This is a genomic window from Paenibacillus sp. ALE3 (assembly GCF_054113405.1).
This window is the reverse complement of the sequence record NZ_CM134214.1, coordinates 5,530,576-5,550,734: the sequence shown is the minus strand read 5'-3', so window position 1 is coordinate 5,550,734 and position 20,159 is coordinate 5,530,576. Positions and strand designations below refer to the sequence as shown.

19 protein-coding genes and 1 riboswitch are annotated in these 20,159 nt (G+C 47.4%); of the genes, 3 read left to right on the top strand and 16 right to left on the bottom strand.

Going from position 1 to position 20,159, the window contains the following annotated elements:
* Positions 1–133: 133 nt before the first annotated feature.
* On the bottom strand, positions 134–1,534 hold the full coding sequence (locus tag ACXHJ2_RS24985) for a helix-turn-helix domain-containing protein (protein WP_165082065.1): 1,401 nt from the start codon (positions 1,532–1,534) through the stop codon (positions 134–136).
* A gap of 211 nt (positions 1,535–1,745) precedes the next feature.
* On the opposite strand from ACXHJ2_RS24985, the gene ACXHJ2_RS24980 reads away from it, so the two are divergent.
* Positions 1,746–1,991, top strand: a complete 246-nt coding sequence (locus ACXHJ2_RS24980; RefSeq protein ID WP_013373729.1) for a DUF6953 family protein — start codon at positions 1,746–1,748, stop codon at positions 1,989–1,991.
* A 42-nt stretch (positions 1,992–2,033) separates the two neighbouring features.
* Here the strand turns inward: ACXHJ2_RS24980 and ACXHJ2_RS24975 are convergent, their stop codons facing one another.
* Positions 2,034–2,999: a helix-turn-helix transcriptional regulator gene (locus ACXHJ2_RS24975; protein WP_457874420.1), complete on the bottom strand. Its 966-nt coding sequence runs from the start codon at positions 2,997–2,999 to the stop codon at positions 2,034–2,036.
* A 106-nt stretch (positions 3,000–3,105) separates the two neighbouring features.
* Between ACXHJ2_RS24975 and ACXHJ2_RS24970 the strand changes: the two genes are divergently transcribed.
* Entirely contained in the window at positions 3,106–4,053 is a 948-nt protein-coding gene (locus ACXHJ2_RS24970) for a Gfo/Idh/MocA family protein (protein WP_165082069.1), read from the top strand.
* A gap of 38 nt (positions 4,054–4,091) precedes the next feature.
* On the opposite strand, the gene ACXHJ2_RS24965 is transcribed toward ACXHJ2_RS24970, so the two are convergent.
* From ACXHJ2_RS24965 to ACXHJ2_RS24900, 14 genes are all read right to left on the bottom strand, one after another.
* A complete protein-coding gene (locus ACXHJ2_RS24965) occupies positions 4,092–5,105 on the bottom strand; it encodes an asparaginase (RefSeq protein ID WP_165082071.1) in 1,014 nt (337 codons plus the stop codon).
* 230 nt (positions 5,106–5,335) lie between these two features.
* A complete protein-coding gene (locus tag ACXHJ2_RS24960) occupies positions 5,336–6,103 on the bottom strand; it encodes an amino acid ABC transporter ATP-binding protein (protein WP_165082073.1) in 768 nt (255 codons plus the stop codon).
* Positions 6,104–6,107: 4 nt separating this feature from the next.
* Positions 6,108–6,797 (bottom strand): amino acid ABC transporter permease, encoded by a 690-nt coding sequence (locus tag ACXHJ2_RS24955; RefSeq protein ID WP_235193606.1) that lies wholly within the window; start codon positions 6,795–6,797, stop codon positions 6,108–6,110.
* 57 nt (positions 6,798–6,854) lie between these two features.
* A complete protein-coding gene (locus ACXHJ2_RS24950; protein WP_013373735.1) occupies positions 6,855–7,664 on the bottom strand; it encodes a transporter substrate-binding domain-containing protein in 810 nt (269 codons plus the stop codon).
* A 140-nt stretch (positions 7,665–7,804) separates the two neighbouring features.
* Positions 7,805–8,614, bottom strand: coding sequence for a nickel import ATP-binding protein NikE (gene nikE / locus ACXHJ2_RS24945; RefSeq protein WP_165082075.1), 810 nt, complete (start codon positions 8,612–8,614; stop codon positions 7,805–7,807).
* A gap of 41 nt (positions 8,615–8,655) precedes the next feature.
* A complete protein-coding gene (locus tag ACXHJ2_RS24940; protein ID WP_165082077.1) occupies positions 8,656–9,477 on the bottom strand; it encodes an ABC transporter ATP-binding protein in 822 nt (273 codons plus the stop codon).
* A gap of 19 nt (positions 9,478–9,496) precedes the next feature.
* Complete coding sequence (gene nikC / locus ACXHJ2_RS24935; protein ID WP_040102553.1) at positions 9,497–10,327, bottom strand: nickel ABC transporter permease subunit NikC; 831 nt, start codon at positions 10,325–10,327, stop codon at positions 9,497–9,499.
* The gene (gene nikB, locus ACXHJ2_RS24930) at positions 10,327–11,271 is read right to left on the bottom strand and encodes a nickel ABC transporter permease subunit NikB (protein ID WP_165082079.1); all 945 of its coding nucleotides are present in this window, start codon (positions 11,269–11,271) and stop codon (positions 10,327–10,329) included. The genes nikC (ACXHJ2_RS24935) and nikB (ACXHJ2_RS24930) overlap by 1 nt, the downstream gene beginning before the upstream one ends.
* Before the next feature lie 46 nt (positions 11,272–11,317).
* Positions 11,318–12,943: a nickel ABC transporter substrate-binding protein gene (gene nikA / locus ACXHJ2_RS24925; RefSeq protein WP_165082081.1), complete on the bottom strand. Its 1,626-nt coding sequence runs from the start codon at positions 12,941–12,943 to the stop codon at positions 11,318–11,320.
* A 142-nt stretch (positions 12,944–13,085) separates the two neighbouring features.
* The gene (locus ACXHJ2_RS24920) at positions 13,086–13,865 is read right to left on the bottom strand and encodes an ABC transporter ATP-binding protein (RefSeq protein WP_165082083.1); all 780 of its coding nucleotides are present in this window, start codon (positions 13,863–13,865) and stop codon (positions 13,086–13,088) included.
* Positions 13,862–14,764, bottom strand: coding sequence for an ATP-binding cassette domain-containing protein (locus tag ACXHJ2_RS24915; RefSeq protein WP_165082085.1), 903 nt, complete (start codon positions 14,762–14,764; stop codon positions 13,862–13,864). The genes ACXHJ2_RS24920 and ACXHJ2_RS24915 overlap by 4 nt, the downstream gene beginning before the upstream one ends.
* The gene (gene nikC / locus ACXHJ2_RS24910; protein ID WP_165082087.1) at positions 14,764–15,579 is read right to left on the bottom strand and encodes a nickel transporter permease; all 816 of its coding nucleotides are present in this window, start codon (positions 15,577–15,579) and stop codon (positions 14,764–14,766) included. Before nikC (ACXHJ2_RS24910) ends, ACXHJ2_RS24915 begins: the two co-directional genes overlap by 1 nt.
* A 14-nt stretch (positions 15,580–15,593) precedes the next feature.
* On the bottom strand, positions 15,594–16,523 hold the full coding sequence (gene nikB / locus ACXHJ2_RS24905; RefSeq protein WP_129550236.1) for a nickel ABC transporter permease: 930 nt from the start codon (positions 16,521–16,523) through the stop codon (positions 15,594–15,596).
* 15 nt (positions 16,524–16,538) lie between these two features.
* On the bottom strand, positions 16,539–18,122 hold the full coding sequence (locus ACXHJ2_RS24900) for an ABC transporter substrate-binding protein (protein ID WP_165082089.1): 1,584 nt from the start codon (positions 18,120–18,122) through the stop codon (positions 16,539–16,541).
* A gap of 219 nt (positions 18,123–18,341) precedes the next feature.
* A riboswitch (cobalamin riboswitch) is annotated at positions 18,342–18,545 on the bottom strand.
* 765 nt (positions 18,546–19,310) lie between these two features.
* Between ACXHJ2_RS24900 and ACXHJ2_RS24895 the strand changes: the two genes are divergently transcribed.
* A complete protein-coding gene (locus ACXHJ2_RS24895) occupies positions 19,311–20,126 on the top strand; it encodes a hypothetical protein (protein ID WP_238791067.1) in 816 nt (271 codons plus the stop codon).
* Positions 20,127–20,159: the final 33 nt, after the last annotated feature.

The following is a 20,159-nucleotide window of genomic DNA, read 5'->3' as shown; positions in this document are numbered from 1 at the left end:
AATGTTATACTAGACCCTCTATGCGAATGGTTCAGGAGATGACAATGCCCATCCTCCCAGCCCATGACTGTGGACATCGCTTGGGTCTTCTATAGGAGGGGTGACGGGTGGAAAATGCAATAGGATAAAAACATTAAATGCGAGCAGAGAAAAAACGATCTTTTTTATCATGGATGTACTCTACCTCTCCAAGTAAGTTTTTATACTCCTCTTTGTCCTCAGAAGTGGCAGTATGCCGATACTTTTCAAATAGTCCTACACATTTGATGGTGACAGGATTACCATTCAGCACGACAGAATAGGAAAGGCTTTCGAGCAAAAATTTCATACCCTTGGAATACCGATGTTTGTTGAGATCGTAACAAGCCATCTCTGCCAAAAATCGTGCATAAAGATCTGCTGACATTTGCTCCGTATAAGTGCCTACCTTGGTATGCTGATCTGCAAATGCCTCAATTTGTTTTTCAAAGTGTTTCAGTACATGATCTACATTAAAATCATAGCGGTTGGCTGCTACCATTATTTTATGTAACCCGACCAGAATTTCACCCTCATTTTTTTCTAAATAATCCACGTACTGCGGAATCACATCCAGGCTACCGGACATCAACTGATACAAATATCCGTTGGCCTCAGCCCAGTTGCTACAAAGGGCCTTCAAATGCCGAGCTTCCTCCGTATCCTCTTGCACCCAGCTCAAATCCGAGTATAGGGATACATATTCCAGTGCCTTCTGATAATCCCCGCGCTCATCCCACACCCCGGCACGGAGCACGTAAGAGTATACAATATACATAAACAAAGGACCCTTAGGTTCCTTGCCACGCTCTGATTTTCTGGTATTTCCGTATTTTTGCTCGTATTGTACTTTGGCTTTTTGAGCCATTTTTTCAGCAAACCATTCTACTTTATCCCAACGCCGCAAGGAAGCATACGTATTAGCCAAATCTCTTAAGGCATCCAATTGGTCTGCCTCACTCAACCGCTCCACAAAGCTTTCAAAATGTGTGGCTGCCCATAAATTTTCATCCTGATCATCGCCAATGGCAATCGTAAACAAACGGTATTGGCAAAGCGCCAGCCGCTCCGAATGTTGATACTTCTCACTTTCCGCGACATTCTTATAAATAATGGCCGCAGCCTCGAACCTGCCTTCGCTGAATAATTCCTCCGCTGTCTCAAACAAAGCCGGGGCGTATATGAGATAGTCCATCATAAACTCCACGACTTGCTTAATACATTCCAATTTATTCAGCTCTGCACAGCGATGCAAAAAGGGACGAACCCTTCGCCAATTCGGCGCCGTATTCCGTATGAATTCATCAATGTAGAGCTCATAGAGGCTCCCCTCTTCAAGCCCCATGCCTGCAGCAATCCGATCCAGCAACAGCATCGCAATTGGCCGGTTACCGTTGATAATGGCACTAATCGTACCTGCATTAATACCTGTCTTCTCCCCAAACTTACTAATCGTAATTCCTTCTCGTCTGATGTACTGCTCCAGCTCTGCGCGAATAGTGGTTGTTTCCTTCAAATCAGGCACCCCCAGGGATAACTTGCATGATTTCAATACAAAAAAAGAAAATTCCCGTGAATATTCCCTTAATTATACAAAAGAAAGCCCACTTAGCCAACTGCATAAGTACATTTATATCAAAAAATTCAATAATTCTCCGAATTGCCGTATACTACAGGAGGCGAGCTGAACAGCTACACCCAATCGGTCGCAGGAAAGGATACGACAAATGGACAACACCCCAACTATAGAACAACAAATTGCACAATGGATGGTCGCGCAGATCCGTGAAGTGGGCACTTTGAAACAAGAAGATGCCATTGCATATGTACGCTCTGAATATGGAGAGCAGTATGTGTTTATAAGCGAGCATGGTCATGTCTCTTTGGAAAAAGAAATCAAAAAGGCATTTCGCAAGCTACATGGTGGCCGAATCGCCTGGGATCGTGATGCATTCCTCTGGGCCTGGACTTAACAAGCAAAAGCATCTGCTATCGGCAGATGTTTTTTTGATGATTTAACCGTAGATCCTCTGGAGTCGGCTAATTTCCTCCTTCACAAACTGTCGGAGTATTGCAGGCTCCACGATTTCAACCCGGCCGATCCAATCCATCGCATCGCGGCAAGCCGCTTCATAGCTATACATGTTAACGGTTACAATGAAGTGACTGCCCTCCTGCACAGACTGAATGATTTCCATCCTTTTCGCTAATATTCCAGCTTGCTTCTTAGTCGTTCGGATCAGAACAGGATAGTATTCTTTCTCTCTACAAAGCTGCTTAAACGTGCTTTCTTGCCTCATCCAATAATGTTCCAGTGAGAAATCTCCAGGAACCTCAAAGACTTCGGCAGACGGCTGAATCTCTATAATTCGCTCACACTTAAAGGTCCGAATCTCCTGCCCGACTTCACAAAAGGCAATAAGATACCAATCTCCCTTTTTCACCACAAGTCCATAGGGATGTACATCGCGAGAAGAACAAGAGCCGTCAGCTTTCTCATACTGAATAGTTACTTTATAGGACCCCCACACTGCCGCTCTCACGGCTTCCAGGCAAGGAATCGTTACACGTTCCGTCCACCACGGTGTATCATCAAAATAAAACCGCGCTTTGGCTTTTTGAATATCGGACTGATATGGGGCCGGCATCGTCTGTTCCAGTTTGAGCAAAGTATTCTTTAACTTCAAACCCGATTCTGTGGACCCGCCCGTATAAATGCCCATCCCCGTTAAATACAACTGAATGACATCCCCGCCATTCAACTGTTTCAGATTCGCTGTATAACCGTCCATTAAATAAATTCCGCCCTTCGGGCCGGATGCGGTAACAATCGGAACTCCGGCTTCAGCCAGAAGGTCGATATCCCTGTAAATGGAGCGTACAGAGGTTTCCAATGCCAACGCCAATTCCCTGGCTTTCATTCTCCCTCTAGATTCGATACATAATAAAATCGCGATTAAACGATGCAGTCTCACAATCATACCTCCACAATAGATGGTTAACCCGAAATGAAAAGATGATGCAAAGATTGTTGACACCCTGTTGGCAACAATAGGTGTGTATCATAGAAGTAAAGGGGTGTAATGGATGATGAATATTGGAATTTTGGGGGCGGGATTCGGCGCGTATCATGCCTCACTGTTAAACAACCATCCCAAGGTAAACAGACTCATTGTATTTGGAAGGAACGAAACCAAGCTGCAAAAATTGAAAGAGGAGCTAAACGTAGAAGTCACACAAAATATAGAGGATATTCTGCTGGATCCGGACGTGGATATCGTCGATCTATGCCTGCCCTCCCACCTGCATAGGTCACATACCATTGATGCGCTAAAGCACGGGAAGCATGTATTTTGTGAAACACCGGTTTGCTTTCATCTCGAAGACGCTCTTCTTATGCAACAAGCTGAGAAGCAATATGGCAAAAAAATTCTGGTCAACCAGTTCATTAAGTTTGATCCTGCCTATACCTATCTGTACGAGGCTTATCGCCAACAAAAATACGGAAAACTCATTTCTTTGTCCTTGAAAAGAGAAACTCCTCCCCTGTGGGGAGACCTTGGACTAAGTTCCATCCCTACGCAGTTCATGATTCATGAACTGGATTTATTCACCTGGTTATGGGGTCCCTGTGATCCATATACAGTGTGGGGTACAGAGGTAGTCCATCCCGAACAGGCACAGGTTCGGGCTTATTTTCAGCACCGGGATGCCTTCACAGAAGTCATCGCTTCTTCCCATATGCCGAAAAGCTATCCTTTCACGGTGGCCTATGAAGCTTATTTCGAAAAAGCCAAGCTGGTATTTCATGAGAGTGACGAAAACGATCCCATACCCACCGCATTATTTGAGTATACCGCATCAGGACAGCAAAAAATCAATCTCGAATCTGCCAATCCATACGAAAAAATTTGGGATCATGCACTTGAATGCTTTGGCGGACATGCGGAATGCCTCATTCCCCTGGAGTCGGCCGTACAAGCACTGGAAATGGCCATTGAGATTAAAAACAGGCTGGAGCAGGCTCGGCGTTAGCCGGTATGTAGCTGGCACCTACGGAAATCGGCTTCCTATCAGGAAGCTGTATCCGCAGGCAAGGACACTTCGTCCGCGTAGTTCGTTGCCATAATCTTGGCTACCCCGGCCGGGTCTGTCGTCTGTCCCAACGCCCACATCATTTTCGTCACCAGCGCTTCCGTTGTCATGTCATACCCCGGAATAACACCCTTCTCCAGTACCTTCTGACCTACCTCATAAATCGTCAGGTCCCCGCCCTCATAAGGACATTGAGTTGTGACGACAATACTCATACCGTCCTTCATCAGCTCCTCAATTTTGCTAATGAGGCTTCTTTCTTTAAAAGGCACGCCCCCCATGCCAAAGCCCTCAATGACGATACCTTTATAGCCCAAACTCTGAATAGCATCGAAAATCGCGGGATTCGTACCTGGAATCAGCCTGAGCAGAAATACTTCAGCAGCATACCCGTCATTGTATGGGTGACGAACGGTATCACGATTTGCAAATACACCCTCCGTATAGACCACCTTCCCGTTCTCCACGAGACCTATGTACGGATAGTTAATACTCTCAAAAGCGTTATAGCTGCGTGTTCTGATTTTCGAGCTGCGACTACCGTTGATAATTTTGCCATTAAACACGACAAAAACCCCTGCCACCTCGCCACATGCAGTCAGGAATGAGTCAATTACATTTTTTTTGGAATCACTGTGCTCCGCCAATATGGATACCTGCGAACCTGTCACCACAACGGGTTTGTCCACAGTCCCCAACATGAAGCTCAGGGCTGAAGCCGTATAAGCCATTGTATCTGTGCCATGGGCAATAACAATGCCGTCGTATTGATCGAGCGAACGATGTACCATCCGGGCGATGGAAGCCCAATCCTCTGGCTGTGTATTGGTGCTATCAATGCTCATCAGATTGTAGGCATCAATCTCGCAAATTTCCTGGAGCTCCGGAATCTCAGCCAAAATACTTTCAGCCGATTGGGTTGGAGTCAGGCCGTTTTCCTGATAGGAGGAAGAAATTGTTCCTCCGGTATTAATGAACAGAACCCTTTTCATTTGCCAATGTTCCTTCCCGATTACAACTTCACTTTATTGTTCTTAGAATTTATCATGAATAAGGGTGATTAGCTACTTTGCAACGGAAAATAATTTCGAATGTAAAGCTAAAAAAGCACGGCAAAACAAGCGCCGACTTTCCTGCCTCCCGCGACTTGTTTAGCGTGCTTTTTACGATAGTTGCAATGAATCTACAGCACTGCACATACCTTTAACCCATTCACGTACTTTTATGGCGATGCTGGCTGGTCCTGTAACGTTCTTTGCCCCAAAGCTTTGCCCAGGAATTGCCGTGTCCGTTCTTCCTTCGGATGATTGAAAAACTGCTCCACCGGCCCCTGTTCTACAATCGCACCATGCTCCATCAGCACGACCCGATCCGCTACATCCCTTGCAAAACCAAGCTCATGCGTGACAATAATCATCGTATTGCCTTCACTCGCCACCTTTTGAATTACGGACAGCACTTCATCCACCAGCTCAGGATCGAGTGAGGAGGTTGGCTCATCGAACAACAACACCTGCGGATTCAGCGCCAAAGCGCGGGCAATCGCAACACGCTGCTGTTGTCCACCCGAAAGCTGGGCAGGATAATAGGTCATACGATCCTTTAACCCGACCTTTTCCAAAATGCCTTCACTGATCTCCCTTGCCTGCTTGCGATCCATCTTTTTCACACTGGTCAGACCAATCATCACATTGTGGAGTGCATTCAAATTTTTAAACAGCTGATATTGCTGAAATACCATTGCCGTTGCCATCCGCAGTCCGAGAATGTCCTTTTTTCCGGCCTTGGCCGCATCTACCCTCAGGCCGTCAATTTCAATGGTACCGCTGGTCGGCTGTTCCAAAAAATTAATGCTGCGCAGCAGTGTAGACTTCCCCGATCCGCTTGGCCCCAGAATGACCACGACTTCTCCCTTGCCTACTGTCAGGTCTATGCCCTTTAACACATGATGCTGCCCAAAATGCTTATGAATTTGATGAAGTTGAATCATGCCCTTACTCACTTCTTTCGTAAATTCGAATACGTTTCTCCAGCACAACAAGCCCACGCTCAATAATGATGCACACCAGCCAGTAGATCAAAGACACCGCAACATAGACCTCAAAAAAAGCCAATGCTCGCGCGCCCATAATTTTGGCCTGTCCCATCATATCGACGACACCAATCATAAAAATAAAAGATGTATCCTTCACTGTACTGATCAGTGTGTTTCCCAAATTGGGCAAAGCCACCGTTAGCGCCTGCGGCAATACAATTTTGAGCATAATCTGTGTTTGGCTCATGCCGATGGAATTGGCAGCCTCAAATTGTCCCCGATCGACTGAATGAATCGCTGCCCGGAACGTCTCCGACAAATATCCCCCAAGGTTCAACGAAAATGAGAGCAACGCAAACAGCTCGGGCGGAATGACGTAGACATTGAATTGTTGCAAGAAGCCATATTCGCTCTGAAAATAATACAGAAACTTAGGTATTCCGTAATATACGAGAAACAGCTGCACAATAAGCGGTGTTCCCCGGATGTACGAGACATACAAAGTAGACAATGGTGCCAAGACAGGCACCTTGTATATCCGGATTAAGGCCGTAGCTAACCCGATGATCGCACCCAGCAGCATGGAGACAAACGCAATCCATAAGGTAACGGGGAGATACTCCACGATCTGGGGAAGGCTTTTCAGCATATAATCTAAATCAAACAGCTTTTCCATAGGAACCCCACTCTATTCTTTACATTGTGATTACTGAGGAATAAATTCTCCACCTGTCCACTGTTCAGACAATTTTTTCAGTGTTCCGTCCGCTTTAAGCTCTTTAATAATCGGGTCGATTTTAGCTTTCAGCTCCTCACCCTGCTTATCCTTTTTGAACACCAGATTGATATTATCGCTTTGCACAGGCTCGCCCACAGCTTCCACCTGCAAGCCTTCCTTCTTGATCGTTGCTGCGGCCATCACTGGATCATTCACATAAGCATCCACTCGGCCATTTTGCACGTCTTGGAGGTTATCGGACGAAGTGCCTGTATCGTTATACTTTAAAATAATTTTGTTCCCGTTCTTCGCATTATACTGCTCTAGCAACTGCGTATAGGAATCCCCTACCGAGGCGGCTACCTTCTTGCCTTCCAAATCCTTGAGAGAATGGATATCCGTTCTACCCTTTTTCACAATAATAACCGACTGAGCGGAGAAATAGGACTCATCCGAGAACAGATACTTCTTCTCACGCTCCGGATTTTTGGCAACTTCATCTGCGATGATCTGAACTTTATTCGCATCCAGCGCAAGGAATATCGCATCCCAACCCGAAGGTACAAATTCAATCTTATAGCCGTCCAGCTTCTTATCGATCTCCTTGACTACTTCCACATCGTATCCGGTCAGCTCGTTTTTATCATTCGTAAAAGCAAACGGCGGGTAGTCATTTTGTGTCCCCACATAGAGTACCTTATCCCCTGATGCCGCTTCCTTCGAGGAACATCCACTCAAAGCACCCGTTAATAACACAAGAGATAGGCCAATCGCTGCTACTAAAGCAGATTTCTTCATAAGTGATATCCCCTTTTGAAATCCAAGTAATTTACTATGATTTTATATTATAACGAGTTATTCAAATAATACAACTAGCAAATTTCATTTCGATTATCTAACCAGATATTGCACAAAAAAAGACCCTTGCGGGTCAGTTGTTATCTATGAAGTGGAAGACGGTCTGCTGGATGTTCCGGTAAAATGGACGAAATTAAACGTTGCACAGCTGGGTGAGCAGATTCAAAAATCTGATCTTTCTCAGCACAGTGCTCGACTAATTTCCCTTGTTCCATCACAGCAATGCCATCACAGACGGCGTAAGCCGCTCGAATATCATGCGTGATAAACAGATATGACAATCCAAATGAAGTTTTCAGCTCTTCCAACAGGGATAAAATGCGCATCTGATGAACCATATCCAGACTGCTGACGGACTCATCCAGCACGATCAGCTTGGGTCTGAGCGCAATCGCCCGTGCAATGTTAATCCGCTGTAATTGTCCGCCGCTGAATTGATGCGGATATTTATTCCGATCCTCCGGCTTAAGACCCACCCGCTCCAGCAGACCTTCTACCGTTCTTTTTTGTTCCTGCACTGATAACCGCTCGTAATTGTCCAAGGGCTCTCCGATAATCTGTCCGGCGGTCATGCGAGGGTTTACAGCAGAATAGCAGTCCTGGAATACAACCTGCATATCCCGTCGCAATCCCCTGCGTACTTGAGGACTCCCATTATAGATGTCCTGCCCCTGAAACAGTACCTGACCCTCCTGCGGCTTCTCCAGCCCCAGAATAACCTTGCCCAGCGTGCTCTTCCCCGCTCCGCTAGTTCCCAGCAGTCCCAGACAAAATCCGCTCTCTATGGTAAGCGACACATCAGTGAGCACAGGGAGACGTGATTCGGAGCGGCCCAGCCATTTGCGCTTTCTATAGCTATGAGTTACTTCCTTCACTTGCAGCACACGCATTCGCTCCCCTTTTGAAAGTATCCAACAGGCAACTAATCGCCCTACTGATTTATGCCCTGAAGGGACAACTTAGGTCTGGCCTGCAGCAGCATTTTCGTATATTCATGCTGTGGCTGGTCGAACAACTGAAAAACCTCTGCCTGCTCAACAATACGTCCCCGCTGCATCACTGCCACTTCATCCGCCATTTGGGAGATGACACCCAGATCATGCGAGATCAGCAAAATAGACGTGTCATATTCCGTACGCAAGCGATCCAACTCTCTCAGCACCTGTAGCTGATTGACCACATCGAGTGCCGTTGTCGGTTCATCCGCAATAACCACTGCTGGTCGCAGGCACATGGAAATGGCGATCATGACCCGTTGCAGCATCCCGCCACTCAACTGAAACGAATAACGCTTCATTAGCTTGGCTGGATTGGGCAGATTCATATTTTCCAGAGCCGTTATGGCAAGATCCCGGGCCTGTTGTTTGGTTAATCCGGTATGCGTGCGGATCGTTTCCATAAACTGATCCCCAATCGTATACACTGGCGTAAAAGCTCGCATCGGATTTTGCATAATAAAAGCGATTTCCTTGCCCCGAATGCGGCGCATCTCCTCAGCTGCCATTCCGTTCAACTCACGACCGTTCAGACGGACACTGCCTTCCACATCCATCGTCTGACGATCCAGTAACTGGAGAAGCGCGTTACAGGTTACTGTTTTGCCGCTCCCACTCTCGCCGACAAGACCCAGAACCTGCCCCTTTTCCAGTTCAAAATGGATAGGTTCTAGTAGAGATACCGCCCCTGCATCAGTTTTGAGCTTTACCTGCAAGCCGCTGACCTCCAGCACCTGCGTCTTGGCCGTGTCATCCATCGTTGTCCCCACTCCTGTTTTACTGACGTTTGGCAATCCCGTATCGGTCGGACAGCGTCTCCCCCAATATATTGAAGGCCATCACCACCACCAGAATCATGATACCCGGATAAATCATTAATTCCGGATGACTGCGGATGTATCCCGTTCCCTCATGAATCATGGCTCCCCATTCAGGAGTCGGCGGCTGGATACCTAGACCAAGGAATGACAACGCGGAGATGTCCATAATCGCCCAGCCCATCTCCAGCGTACCAATGACCATAATCGGCCGCAGCACATTTGGAATGATGTGCCGCCGGATAATGGCCCCTGAGGAGGAGCCGCTAATCCTTGCGGCCGCTATAAAATTCTGCTCTTTCAGACTGACGACCATATTGCGGCACATTCGGGCATAGTACACCCACTGCACCAGCATCAAGGCAAACAGCACCTGCATGAGACCCGGCCCAAAAATACCGACAATGCCGAGCACAAGCACCAAGTTGGGAAACGCCATAATGCCTTCGCAAAACCGCATCAGTACACTATCGACCCAACCGCCCAAATAACCTGCAATTGATCCGATTACAACACCGATGCTTAGCGAGGACAGGAAAATTAATGTCGCAAAGCCGAGCGAAATTCGTGCTCCATACAGCAGCCGGGATAGATTACACCGACCCAGATGATCCGTTCCCAGCCAATACTCTTTTGAAGGGCCTTCCAGCTTATGCAGTAAATTAACCTTAACGGGATCATGGGGAGCTAGCCACGGAGCCAGCGCCATTATGATAAAAAGGGCTGCCAGCACGACTGAGCAAACCACGATTACCTTTTGATCCTTGAACATTTTACGCAACCTTATCATCACTGCTCTGCTCGTCCCTTCGAGGAAATTCGGGGGTCCATATACAACTGCACCAGATCAACGAGCAAATTGCATACGATGAACAGGCATGCCGCCAGAAACACATAGCATTGTATGACGGGAATATCCCGGTTAAAAATGGCTTCCACAAAATAACGGCCAAACCCAGGCCATGAAAACACCTGCTCCACAATAATCGTTCCAGTCAGCAACTTGCCCAGATTCATGCCCATACTTGTTATTAGCGGAGTCATAGCCATTTTGAGTATGTGCTTGAGCATAATCACCCGCTCGCGTATTCCTCTGGTTCTGGCATACAGTACATACGTTTCCTGAAGCTGTTCCAGCACACTGGATCGCAGCAGGCGCGTATATAAAGCAATCAGAACCAGCGACAGAGTCAACGTCGGTAACACCAGATGCTGCCACGTTCCCCGACCCTCTACAGGTAGCCAGTCCAATCGGACAGAGAAAAAGAAGATTAACAAATATCCCAGCCAGAACTGGGGAATAGACGCCCCGAAATACGAAATCCCCCGACTCAGCATGTCGATCCAGCCATTTTTACGCATAGCCGCCAACACACCCAACGGGGTGCTCACCAGTATAGATAGTGCCATGCTGCTTAAGGCCAACTCAACAGTGGCAGGCAATCGAGCCTTCACCTCATCCCACACTGGCTTGTTGGTCAGATACGAAGTACCAAAATCCAACCGACTGATTCTTTGAATTGTATGCATATACTGTGTCAGCAATGGCTGATCCAGTCCGAACTCATGTCTTTTCTGCTCCAGAACTTCCGGGGTAGGATAAATATGGGCAGCCGTCAAGTAAGCTTCAGCCGGATCAACCGGTGAAATGTGAATGAGTGCAAAAGTAACGAGGGTGGCAAAGAGAACAATAGGAATGACCGCTACCATTCGCTTCCCGATATAGCTAATCATAAGTTGTCCTCCTATCCTGTAAATTAACGTTACCTCACCGTTTCAGTTACTTTCCAATTTCAATTCCCTCAAATGGATTTTCATCCCGATTAGCTGGAAATACAAAGTTTGTAATCTTTTTCTGATACACTGCCGTTTTCTTAATATACGAAATAGGCACAATGGCAGATTGCTCTTGGAGCGTCTTCAAAATCGAAGCATACAGTTCTTGACGCTTGGTTTCATCTGTCGATGAAAGTGCTTCGTGTACTTGCTGATCCAGATCCTTCTTCATGGGAAGGGCGCTCAGCACCTCAGAAATTCCGAAGCTCTTCTTGGCAATAACATTAATAAAGGAATGCGGATCATAAGGCGCACCATAGTTGTACCAGAAATACAGATCAAACTGGTTGGATCTAAGCCGCTTGATTTGAACCGTCAGCTCCAGTCCGGTCAGATTCACTTTGACACCCAGCTCTCCCCATTCAGCCTGAATGGTTTCAGCCATCGCCTTTTGGATCGGATCGGTCTTATCGAAAATCAGCTCAAAATCCAGCTGTTGTCCGTCTTTCTCCCGTACTGTGCTGCCTGCGGGCAGCTTCCAGCCAGCCTCATCCAACAATGCTTTGGATTTTTCCACATCATAGCCTATTGGCTGTAAGTCGACATTCGTATATGGGTAGTTTTTGGATAAAACCGTATCCGCTGTTTCCTCCAGCCCCGAGGTTACGCCTTCCACCATCGCCTGCTTGTTAAATCCATGCTGGAGTGCCAGACGTACCCGAAGGTCTGCCAGTTTGGGATTGGACGAGTTGAGCAACAGGCTTCTTGTGCCGACAGGCTCGGACAGCGTGGTAACATACTGATTCGTGTCGCGCAGCTGTTTGAAAGCATCCAGGCTAATAACGCCCTCTCCATAAATCAGATCCAGGTCGCCTTTTTCAAAGGCCATTACACGTGTTTCACCATCGGGAATAATTTTGACCGTAATTTTGTCAACCTTCGGTGCAGTACCCCAATAATTCGGATTACGCTTAAAGGTTGCATATTCATCCTGCTTGTATTCATCCAGCATCCAAGGTCCTGTACCTACAGGTTTCTTAATCCCTTTGGACGTATCTCCATCATCCGGGAACCCGGCTTCACCCAAAAAACGGAACGGGCGAACGACAGACAGATCCTGAATAACTGGGTAGTATGGCTCTTTGAGCGTCATTCGGAACGTACTGTCATCTACTGCTTCAGTTTTGTCGAGAACGCCTACTATACCAAGCCAGCTATGCGTTTTCTCATTTTTCATAATAGCGTCAAAGTTCTTTTTCACAATCGCCGCATTAAACAGCGTTCCATCGGAAAATTTCACACCTTTACGCAGCTTAAACGTATATGTCTTGCCGTCCTTGGATATGGTCCAAGATTCAGCCAAAGCAGGCTCTAGCTTGCCTCCTTGCTTGTAGCTGACTAACGGCTCATAAATCATGGATTGTGCAAATAGCTGGGAAGGGTTGTATACGTGAGGATTCATTGTACCAATGTCCCGCGGCCACGATAGCGTGATCGACTTTTCATTGGCAGTTCCGTTAGTAGAGGTAGATGCAGGTGTGTTCTCCTGCTTCGCGCAGCCCAGAATAACGGATAATAAGAGGAGCGTCACCAACATAAAGGTGGCAGTCTTGCGGTGTCGAACGGACATCAATGTATTTCCCCTTTTCTATATATGTGATAATGATTATCATAATCATATTTAGAATAGGTACCACATTATATTTTGTCAACAATATTCGGCAAGCAGAGCTATTATTTATTTTGAATTTGTATAATATTAAATTTATGGATTAATCCGCCAATGTTTGAAATAGGGCACGCGTGTATTCATGCTTCAATAGTTCTTCATCCCAATCCTCAAATATTTCCACGATCTCTCCCTGAACCATGACGGCAACACGATCACAGAACGTACGGGTGGACTGAAGATCATGGGTGATAAAAAGATAGGACAGCTGGCGTTCGAGCTGCATTCTTTTGAGCATGTCTAGCACGGAAGACTGGGTTGTCGTATCCAAATTGGCGACCGATTCATCGAACAGGATGATTTCTGGTTCAACCGCCAACGCCCGAGCAATGCACACCCGCTGTTTTTGTCCACCGCTTAGCTGCGCAGGGTATTTTCCCAGACTGTCAGCCTCCAACCCTACCGATTCCAGTAAGGAAAGGCAGATATCCAGCACCCTTACCTTTCGCTTAGGAAAATAGTTACGGATCGGCTCCATCAAAATATCTTGAATGGTCATACGGGGATGCAGTGAAGAGGCCGAGTCCTGCGCAACCAACTGGATTCGTTTGTACAGATGAATATCCTTCATCCTTCTAGTATGTATGGGCTGGTGATCCAGCCAGATTTCCCCTGAAGTCAACGACTCCAGCCCCAGGATACACTGCGCCAGCGTGCTTTTGCCACTTCCGCTTTCTCCAACCAATCCAAGGCATTCTCCCTGTCGTAATTCCAGACTCACTTTCTGTATAGCCTGCTGCTGACTCTGTCTCGTGTTGAACCAGCCTTTTCTCCGTCTGCGGACAGGGTAAGCTTTGGTGACGTTCTTCAATTCCAGTATCACGGTTGCATCCTTCCTTCCGGGGTCATCTCCAGCACCCGGTCTGCTATGCGGCTTATCCCCTGACGATCATGTGAAATTAACAAAATCGTGAGATCGAAATCTTCCCTCAACTGTAGAAACAAGGCCAGAACCTTGTCGCGGTTAATAACATCCAGCGCCGTAGTAGGCTCGTCGGCAATAAAGAGGCGCGGACCAGAGCTTAACATTGCAGCCAGCAGGACCCTTTGGCACATACCTCCGCTTAGTTCAAAAGGATAGGATGAGAGAATATGCTCAGGATCGGCAAAACCGACCTTGCGGAGCAGAGAACACAAATAGGCTTCCTGCCCTGGAATAGTACGGCCTCCAGCCAGCTCCGTGACACGGTTCAACATCTGCCGCATCCGTGACAGCACGCCCTGGGGCTGCGATGCAGTGTGGGACAGGGCAGCATCAGCTTGCCCCAGCTCCTTCTGGGCGTGCATCAGGCGCAGCCCGTTCAGTCTAAGCGTATCCGTCAGCTGGGCACGGACGGTACGGATCGGATTCAGCCCGCTCAGCGATTGCTGAATGAGCAGGGCAATTTCCCCACGGCGCAGTCTTTGCCAGCGCTGTTCATGGAACGGGATAATGTCTTCCCCGTTATAGTAGATGCACCCTTGCGTAACACCAACACCTGGGTCCAGCATACCCGCGATTGCGTGTGCGGTCAGACTTTTGCCGCATCCACTTGGCCCAGTCAAGGCTACAATTTCCCCTGGGTAGACGGAAAAGTTCACATCCCGTAATAGCGGTTTGCTTTCGCTTTCGCTGGCTCTTACACCTGTACGGCAAATCTCCAAATGTTCCACGTGTAACAACGGTTTTTGCATGTATGCTTGCTCTATGTCCTTTCGCCCCGTGACTGGTCGCTCCCCCATTATTTCGCCGCCCCCTTTTCCGAAAAATGATCACCCAGAAGCTGGCAGGCAAGCACAAATAGCATAATCGCCAAACCCGGGAAGATCATAACATGCGGAGCCACCTGAAAATACGAGGTTGCATCATGCAGCATCACACCCCACTCTGGCTTGGGCGGCTGTACACCCAGTCCAAGAAAGGAGAGCCCAGCGATCATTAACACCACGCGTCCGATATCCCATACCGTATAAACCAACAATTGCGGCCATACTTGTGGCAATACATAACGCCTTAGTATGCGCACGTGTGAATTACCGGACAAACGGGCATACCGTACATAGTCCTCCTGGCAAGCTTTTTGAACCAAACTACGGATATAGCGGACATAGCCCGCCCACCGTACCGCAATAATCGCTAAGGTCATGTTGACGAAACCCGGCCCCAAAATACCCACAATCGCTACCGTTAAAATAATATCAGGAAAAGCCAGTACGCCGTCGATTCCCCGCATAATCAGCTGATCCACGCGTCCTCGCACATAACCAATGAGCATGCCTGTAGGCAGACTAATACACAGCGTTGCTACCGTAATCGCACACGCGATTAGCACGCTCGACCGAATTCCGTAAATGAGCCGTGACAGCACATCCCGACCCAGATGATCCGTACCGAAAGGATATTTGCGGCTGGGTGGTGCCAAACGGTTCAGAAGGTCCACATGCAGAGGATCATGAGGGGCGGCCCATGGAGCCAGCAATCCGAGCAGCACGATCAGGCCAAACAGTGCGCCCCCTGTCAGCAAGCTTCCTCTAAAGGAAAGCCGTATCTTTTTCATTTTCAGCTTCCCCCTTAACGCAAACGCAGCCTTGGATCTATCACCGTCTGGACCACATCCACCAAACACTGAACACCTACAATTAAAAATGCGGCAAACATAACATATCCCTGAATCACCGGGTAATCCCGCTGCGTAATTGCATCTATAAAATACTTGCCCAACCCTGGCCATGAAAAAATGGTCTCTACGATGACGTTACCTGCCAGCATAAATGATAGATTCGTACCTAACAGCGTAATCATTGGCAGAACGGCATGTTTAAATAGCTCAAAAAAGAGAATATGCATACGGGAAAAACCACGAGCCCTCGCTGCTTTCACAAAATTGCGGTCACTCAGCTCCAGCATTTGAGCACGCAATACACGAGCTTGCACCGTTCCCAATCCTGCACCAAGCGTCAGCGCTGGGAGTACTAAATGTGTCCAGTCCTCCCTTCCCATGGATGGGAGCCAGCCCAAGCGAACGGAAAATAGATAGATCAGCAGAAAACCAAGCCAAAAAGAAGGGATCGACGATCCCAGCAAAGCGAACAGCCTGCCCAGACGATCTAGTGGACCGCTGACTTTTAGCGAGGCAGCCAGCCCCATCCCAAGCGTAAGCACCGTCATGACGGCAAAGCCCGCCAAAGCTAGCTCCACCGTAGCGGGAAGTCTGCTCCACAGTTCGTTTAGCACCGACTCCTTGGACACATATGAGGTTCCCCAATGTCCCGTGAACACATCCCGCAGCCAGTTCACATATTGAATATGAAGCGGCTCATTCAAGCCCAGTTCGTTTCGCAGCGCGGTCAGCGCCTCCCCAGAAGCAGGAACATTATGCGCGGTGAGCAAAATGAGGGCAGGGTCACCAGGGGCCAGCCTCATCAGTACAAAAGTCAGCGTGGATACAACGAATACAATGATGGGCAGCTGCGCCACACGTTCCAGTATAAAACGAATCATAGGATACGTAGCCCGTTATTCCGCAATATCAGATTGCGCTGTAATGTAGTAATACTCGATCGGATGCGGCGTAAAGCCATCTACCCCTTTTTTCACGCCAAACACATTGTCAGGGTGTACAATGAACGACTGCGGCAAGTCTGTATTGATGATATCCAGCGCTTGCAGTGTTACCGCATTACGCTGTGCGGTATCCTTTGCCAACTTCAGGCTGTGAAGAATATCCTCCAGCGGTTTGGAAGCATAACGGCTTACATTAGCTTCACTTGTAGAGGAGTAGAACATGTCCATAAAATACTGCGGTTCTCCTGTATGGGCCGTGAGCATGCTGTACATAGCAAAATCCCAATCGTTTTTGGTCAACGCCTCGTCGATATTTTCCACCTTGCGAATCTTGACCTGGATTCCCTCATTCAGCAACTGGCTCTGAATCACCTCAGCCATGACGGATAGCTCCGGACGCTGAGGGAAGGTCAGCAGCGTAACCTCGAATGGCTTGCCCTGCTTGGACCATGTGCCTTGGGCATCCTTCTGCCAGCCATCCTTCGTCAACAACTGCTCTGTCGTTCCGTTCAATGCTTTACGCTCAATCTTACCGAAGGGAAGAATACTCGGAAACGGGCTGCTTGCTTCCGTACCGAAGCCCCTCATGACGGCGCTCACAATGGATGCGCGCGGAATCAGACTGTCCACCACCTTACGGTTGGTCGCATCCTTGAACACAGGCGATTCCATGTTGTACACAATCATATGGGTACGCAAGGACGGAGCCGACAGCACTTGTAGCTTGTCGTTCTTTTTTAGTACCTCTGCGTTATCTACCGGAATATCCGTCGCTACATCCACCTCACCGGATTGTAACGCCATCAGGCGCGAATTACCGTCCGTAATGAATTCCATCGTTGCTTCAGCCAGTCGTGCCTTTTCGCCCCAATATCCGTCATAACGCTCTACGACCAAGGATTGATCCTTGTTAAAGGCTTTGATTTTAAAAGCACCTGTCATTGCAGGGTAGCTCTGCTCATCTTTCATGGATGCCACATCCAGCACGATCGTTGACGGATCAGCCAGATTGGATGCCAGCGCTGCATTCGGCTGGTTTGTCGTGATTTTCAGCGTCAGCGGGCCATTTACATCAATGGACTTCACATCCAGTAAATCCTTCGCCAGGTGACTTTTCTCGATAGAGCGCAGCAAAGATGCTTTTACGCTTGCTGCATCCATACTCTTTCCATCATGAAAAGTGACCCTATCCTGCAAGCTGAACGTCCACACGTTAGGACTGTCGTGCTTCCATTCCTTGGCTAGCCAAGCCACAGGCTCCAACTTTTCATTCAAACGAATGAGTGTCTCACCGGCACCGGAACGCATCACATCCCAGCTATTGTCTCCATGCGGATCGACGCCTGACGGTTTCCACGTATACGCCATCACCAGCTTTTTACCTGCTGGAGTCTGTTGTGCAGGCGTATTCTCACCCTTGCCTGAGCTATCCTCCGTCTTCGTGGCTGTGCCGCATCCCGAAAGAGCCATAACTGCCATCAGCAGCAGCAATCCTGTACATATGAACCATGAACGCCTATTACGATTGCCTATCATCCCACATTTCCTCCTCTATCTTGTAAAATATCGTATAAACCTAACGCAAAGCGCGAAAAAAGCATTCCCAACCACTTGACCAGCAGTCAGAAATGCTTTCATTATAAAATGTCAAAACTCACCTCAAAGCCAACTCCAAAAACATAGAAGGGATCAGATCGGTTTCAGACATTCCGTATGCAGCACGCCTAACCACCTCCCCAGCATCCCGTGGGTCTGACAGTGATGTCAAAACAGGCAGGTCTCCTGACTCCAGGCTTATCTTTCAGGCCTTCCCGGTTCCTCACAGTTCCAGTGGCTATTCTGAAAGCTCCAGCAGTACCCTGCTGATGCCTGTATACAGTGGCGGGTCCGTGTCGGAATCTACCGAACTTCCCTTTTAAGTGAACACGCTCAACAACTATCTACATCGTCTCAACAAAACCTCGTATATAGAGTTGTCCGGCTCACACCTGTTTTCTTCCTTTATTCCTTTTTATTACGAATTAGGATTATCTTATTTTGTTGCTACTGGCTTGTCAACAAATGCAGCGTAATATTTTAAATTTGAATGATACGATGAGAATCAAGGCTGTGACTATTCATTGCATGCACGCAATTCACGTGCTAAAATTAGGTATAGAGATATCTACCGTATCCGTATACTAAAAAGAGCCTTCGCCGCGCCAACGGCAAGACTCCTAGGATTTGAAAGGCTGTGGATCACCACCACGGCGCGCTGCATAACTGAATGTTAATGCGAACGAAACCCACCGTTAGGGGCCAACCTAATTACGCGGTGGGTTTTCGCTTGTTCCGAAATTTCCGACCCAGCACATCGTAGCACGATACAAGGTGACCATTTGCCTCACTCCCCTTTCGGGAAGCTGCACCGTGGTCCGAAACATCCACCACTATTCAAAATCCATAGTCTGGGTTATATTATGCCTCTTCCTACCGCTTTAGCAAATTCATCTAGTACAATATCAATTTTCTAATATTTATTCGAGGTATCCCTCCGCTTCTTATTCCTGATGGACGATCAATTCTGCTGTTATGTCATTAAATGCCGTATATATCAGACTAATGAACTTTTGCTAATGCAAATATGGCTAGTTATATTCATATATACCATTAAAAGGTTGACATAGTATGTAAGCTCATTTATGCTATCTATGGATTTACAAATTTTTCAAGGAGGCGCTTTGTATGAAAGTGAAGTTTCTACCACAAGCTTTTCTGGCTGCAACGTTACTCATTTCTTGGGGAGTCGTCAGTCCAGCAATCTCTCATGCTGAGAAAGGAGAGAAAATTCCTGACCAGATGTTGGCCGGTACAATCATCCAATATGATGAGAACAATAATATGGTTGTACTAGAAAAGGGAACCCCAGTACCTGAACCACAAAAATCTCTAGCTGCTATTGCCCCACTTACTGCTGAACAACAAATTGAGCTAGAGAAAGAAGAAGCACTTATTAAGGAAATCAAAGAAGAAGCCAAGTCACTACCGGTATATCATATTGACAACCCTGACCCCCAGCCTGGTTTAAAAGTAATTTATGATGGTGAAGGTTACATCAAAGATATTATCTTGCCTGATCAAAAGGAAAATACGATTACTACTAATAATGTCACACTTCAGGCACTACCACGCGGAACACGCAAAGCACCAGGGACTTATACATACGGAGCACATAATAATGAAATTGTCATCACTGGCACATCAAGCGGCAAGGTTCAAGGCACGGGAAGAGGAACAAACTTTACGGACTCTACAGGTGAGAATTCCAACACACTCAAAAGAGGCGATTGTGCAACGAAAGGGGCTATTGATAACCCGGAGTTTGGAACAAGAATCTCTGTAAGAAATATTGACAACAACAATGTACATGATTTCACTAAGGCCGATAATGGAAGCCTTCCAGATGCAGTCATTGATATTTGGAAAACAGGCGTACAGGATTTAGGCTTAACATGGAGCTCGTCTCTCTCATTTTCCGGAAGATATTTTTATTCGTTTTAATATCTTCAGATGAAACAAGGATAGGGCTACTGC

Excerpts from the sequence above, each read along its gene's own strand:
- ACXHJ2_RS24980 (WP_013373729.1), top strand. The coding sequence starts at position 1,746 with ATGGACAACACCCCAACTATAGAACAACAAATTGCACAATGGATGGTC.
- ACXHJ2_RS24975 (WP_457874420.1), bottom strand. The coding sequence starts at position 2,999 with ATGATTGTGAGACTGCATCGTTTAATCGCGATTTTATTATGTATCGAA.
- ACXHJ2_RS24970 (WP_165082069.1), top strand. The coding sequence starts at position 3,106 with ATGATGAATATTGGAATTTTGGGGGCGGGATTCGGCGCGTATCATGCC.
- ACXHJ2_RS24965 (WP_165082071.1), bottom strand. The coding sequence starts at position 5,105 with ATGAAAAGGGTTCTGTTCATTAATACCGGAGGAACAATTTCTTCCTCC.
- ACXHJ2_RS24960 (WP_165082073.1), bottom strand. The coding sequence starts at position 6,103 with ATGATTCAACTTCATCAAATTCATAAGCATTTTGGGCAGCATCATGTG.
- ACXHJ2_RS24955 (WP_235193606.1), bottom strand. The coding sequence starts at position 6,797 with ATGCTGAAAAGCCTTCCCCAGATCGTGGAGTATCTCCCCGTTACCTTA.
- ACXHJ2_RS24950 (WP_013373735.1), bottom strand. The coding sequence starts at position 7,664 with ATGAAGAAATCTGCTTTAGTAGCAGCGATTGGCCTATCTCTTGTGTTA.
- nikE (WP_165082075.1), bottom strand. The coding sequence starts at position 8,614 with ATGCGTGTGCTGCAAGTGAAGGAAGTAACTCATAGCTATAGAAAGCGC.
- ACXHJ2_RS24940 (WP_165082077.1), bottom strand. The coding sequence starts at position 9,477 with ATGGATGACACGGCCAAGACGCAGGTGCTGGAGGTCAGCGGCTTGCAG.
- nikC (WP_040102553.1), bottom strand. The coding sequence starts at position 10,327 with ATGATAAGGTTGCGTAAAATGTTCAAGGATCAAAAGGTAATCGTGGTT.
- nikB (WP_165082079.1), bottom strand. The coding sequence starts at position 11,271 with ATGATTAGCTATATCGGGAAGCGAATGGTAGCGGTCATTCCTATTGTT.
- nikA (WP_165082081.1), bottom strand. The coding sequence starts at position 12,943 with ATGTCCGTTCGACACCGCAAGACTGCCACCTTTATGTTGGTGACGCTC.
- ACXHJ2_RS24915 (WP_165082085.1), bottom strand. The coding sequence starts at position 14,764 with ATGGGGGAGCGACCAGTCACGGGGCGAAAGGACATAGAGCAAGCATAC.
- nikC (WP_165082087.1), bottom strand. The coding sequence starts at position 15,579 with ATGAAAAAGATACGGCTTTCCTTTAGAGGAAGCTTGCTGACAGGGGGC.
- nikB (WP_129550236.1), bottom strand. The coding sequence starts at position 16,523 with ATGATTCGTTTTATACTGGAACGTGTGGCGCAGCTGCCCATCATTGTA.
- ACXHJ2_RS24900 (WP_165082089.1), bottom strand. The coding sequence starts at position 18,122 with ATGATAGGCAATCGTAATAGGCGTTCATGGTTCATATGTACAGGATTG.
- ACXHJ2_RS24895 (WP_238791067.1), top strand. The coding sequence starts at position 19,311 with ATGAAAGTGAAGTTTCTACCACAAGCTTTTCTGGCTGCAACGTTACTC.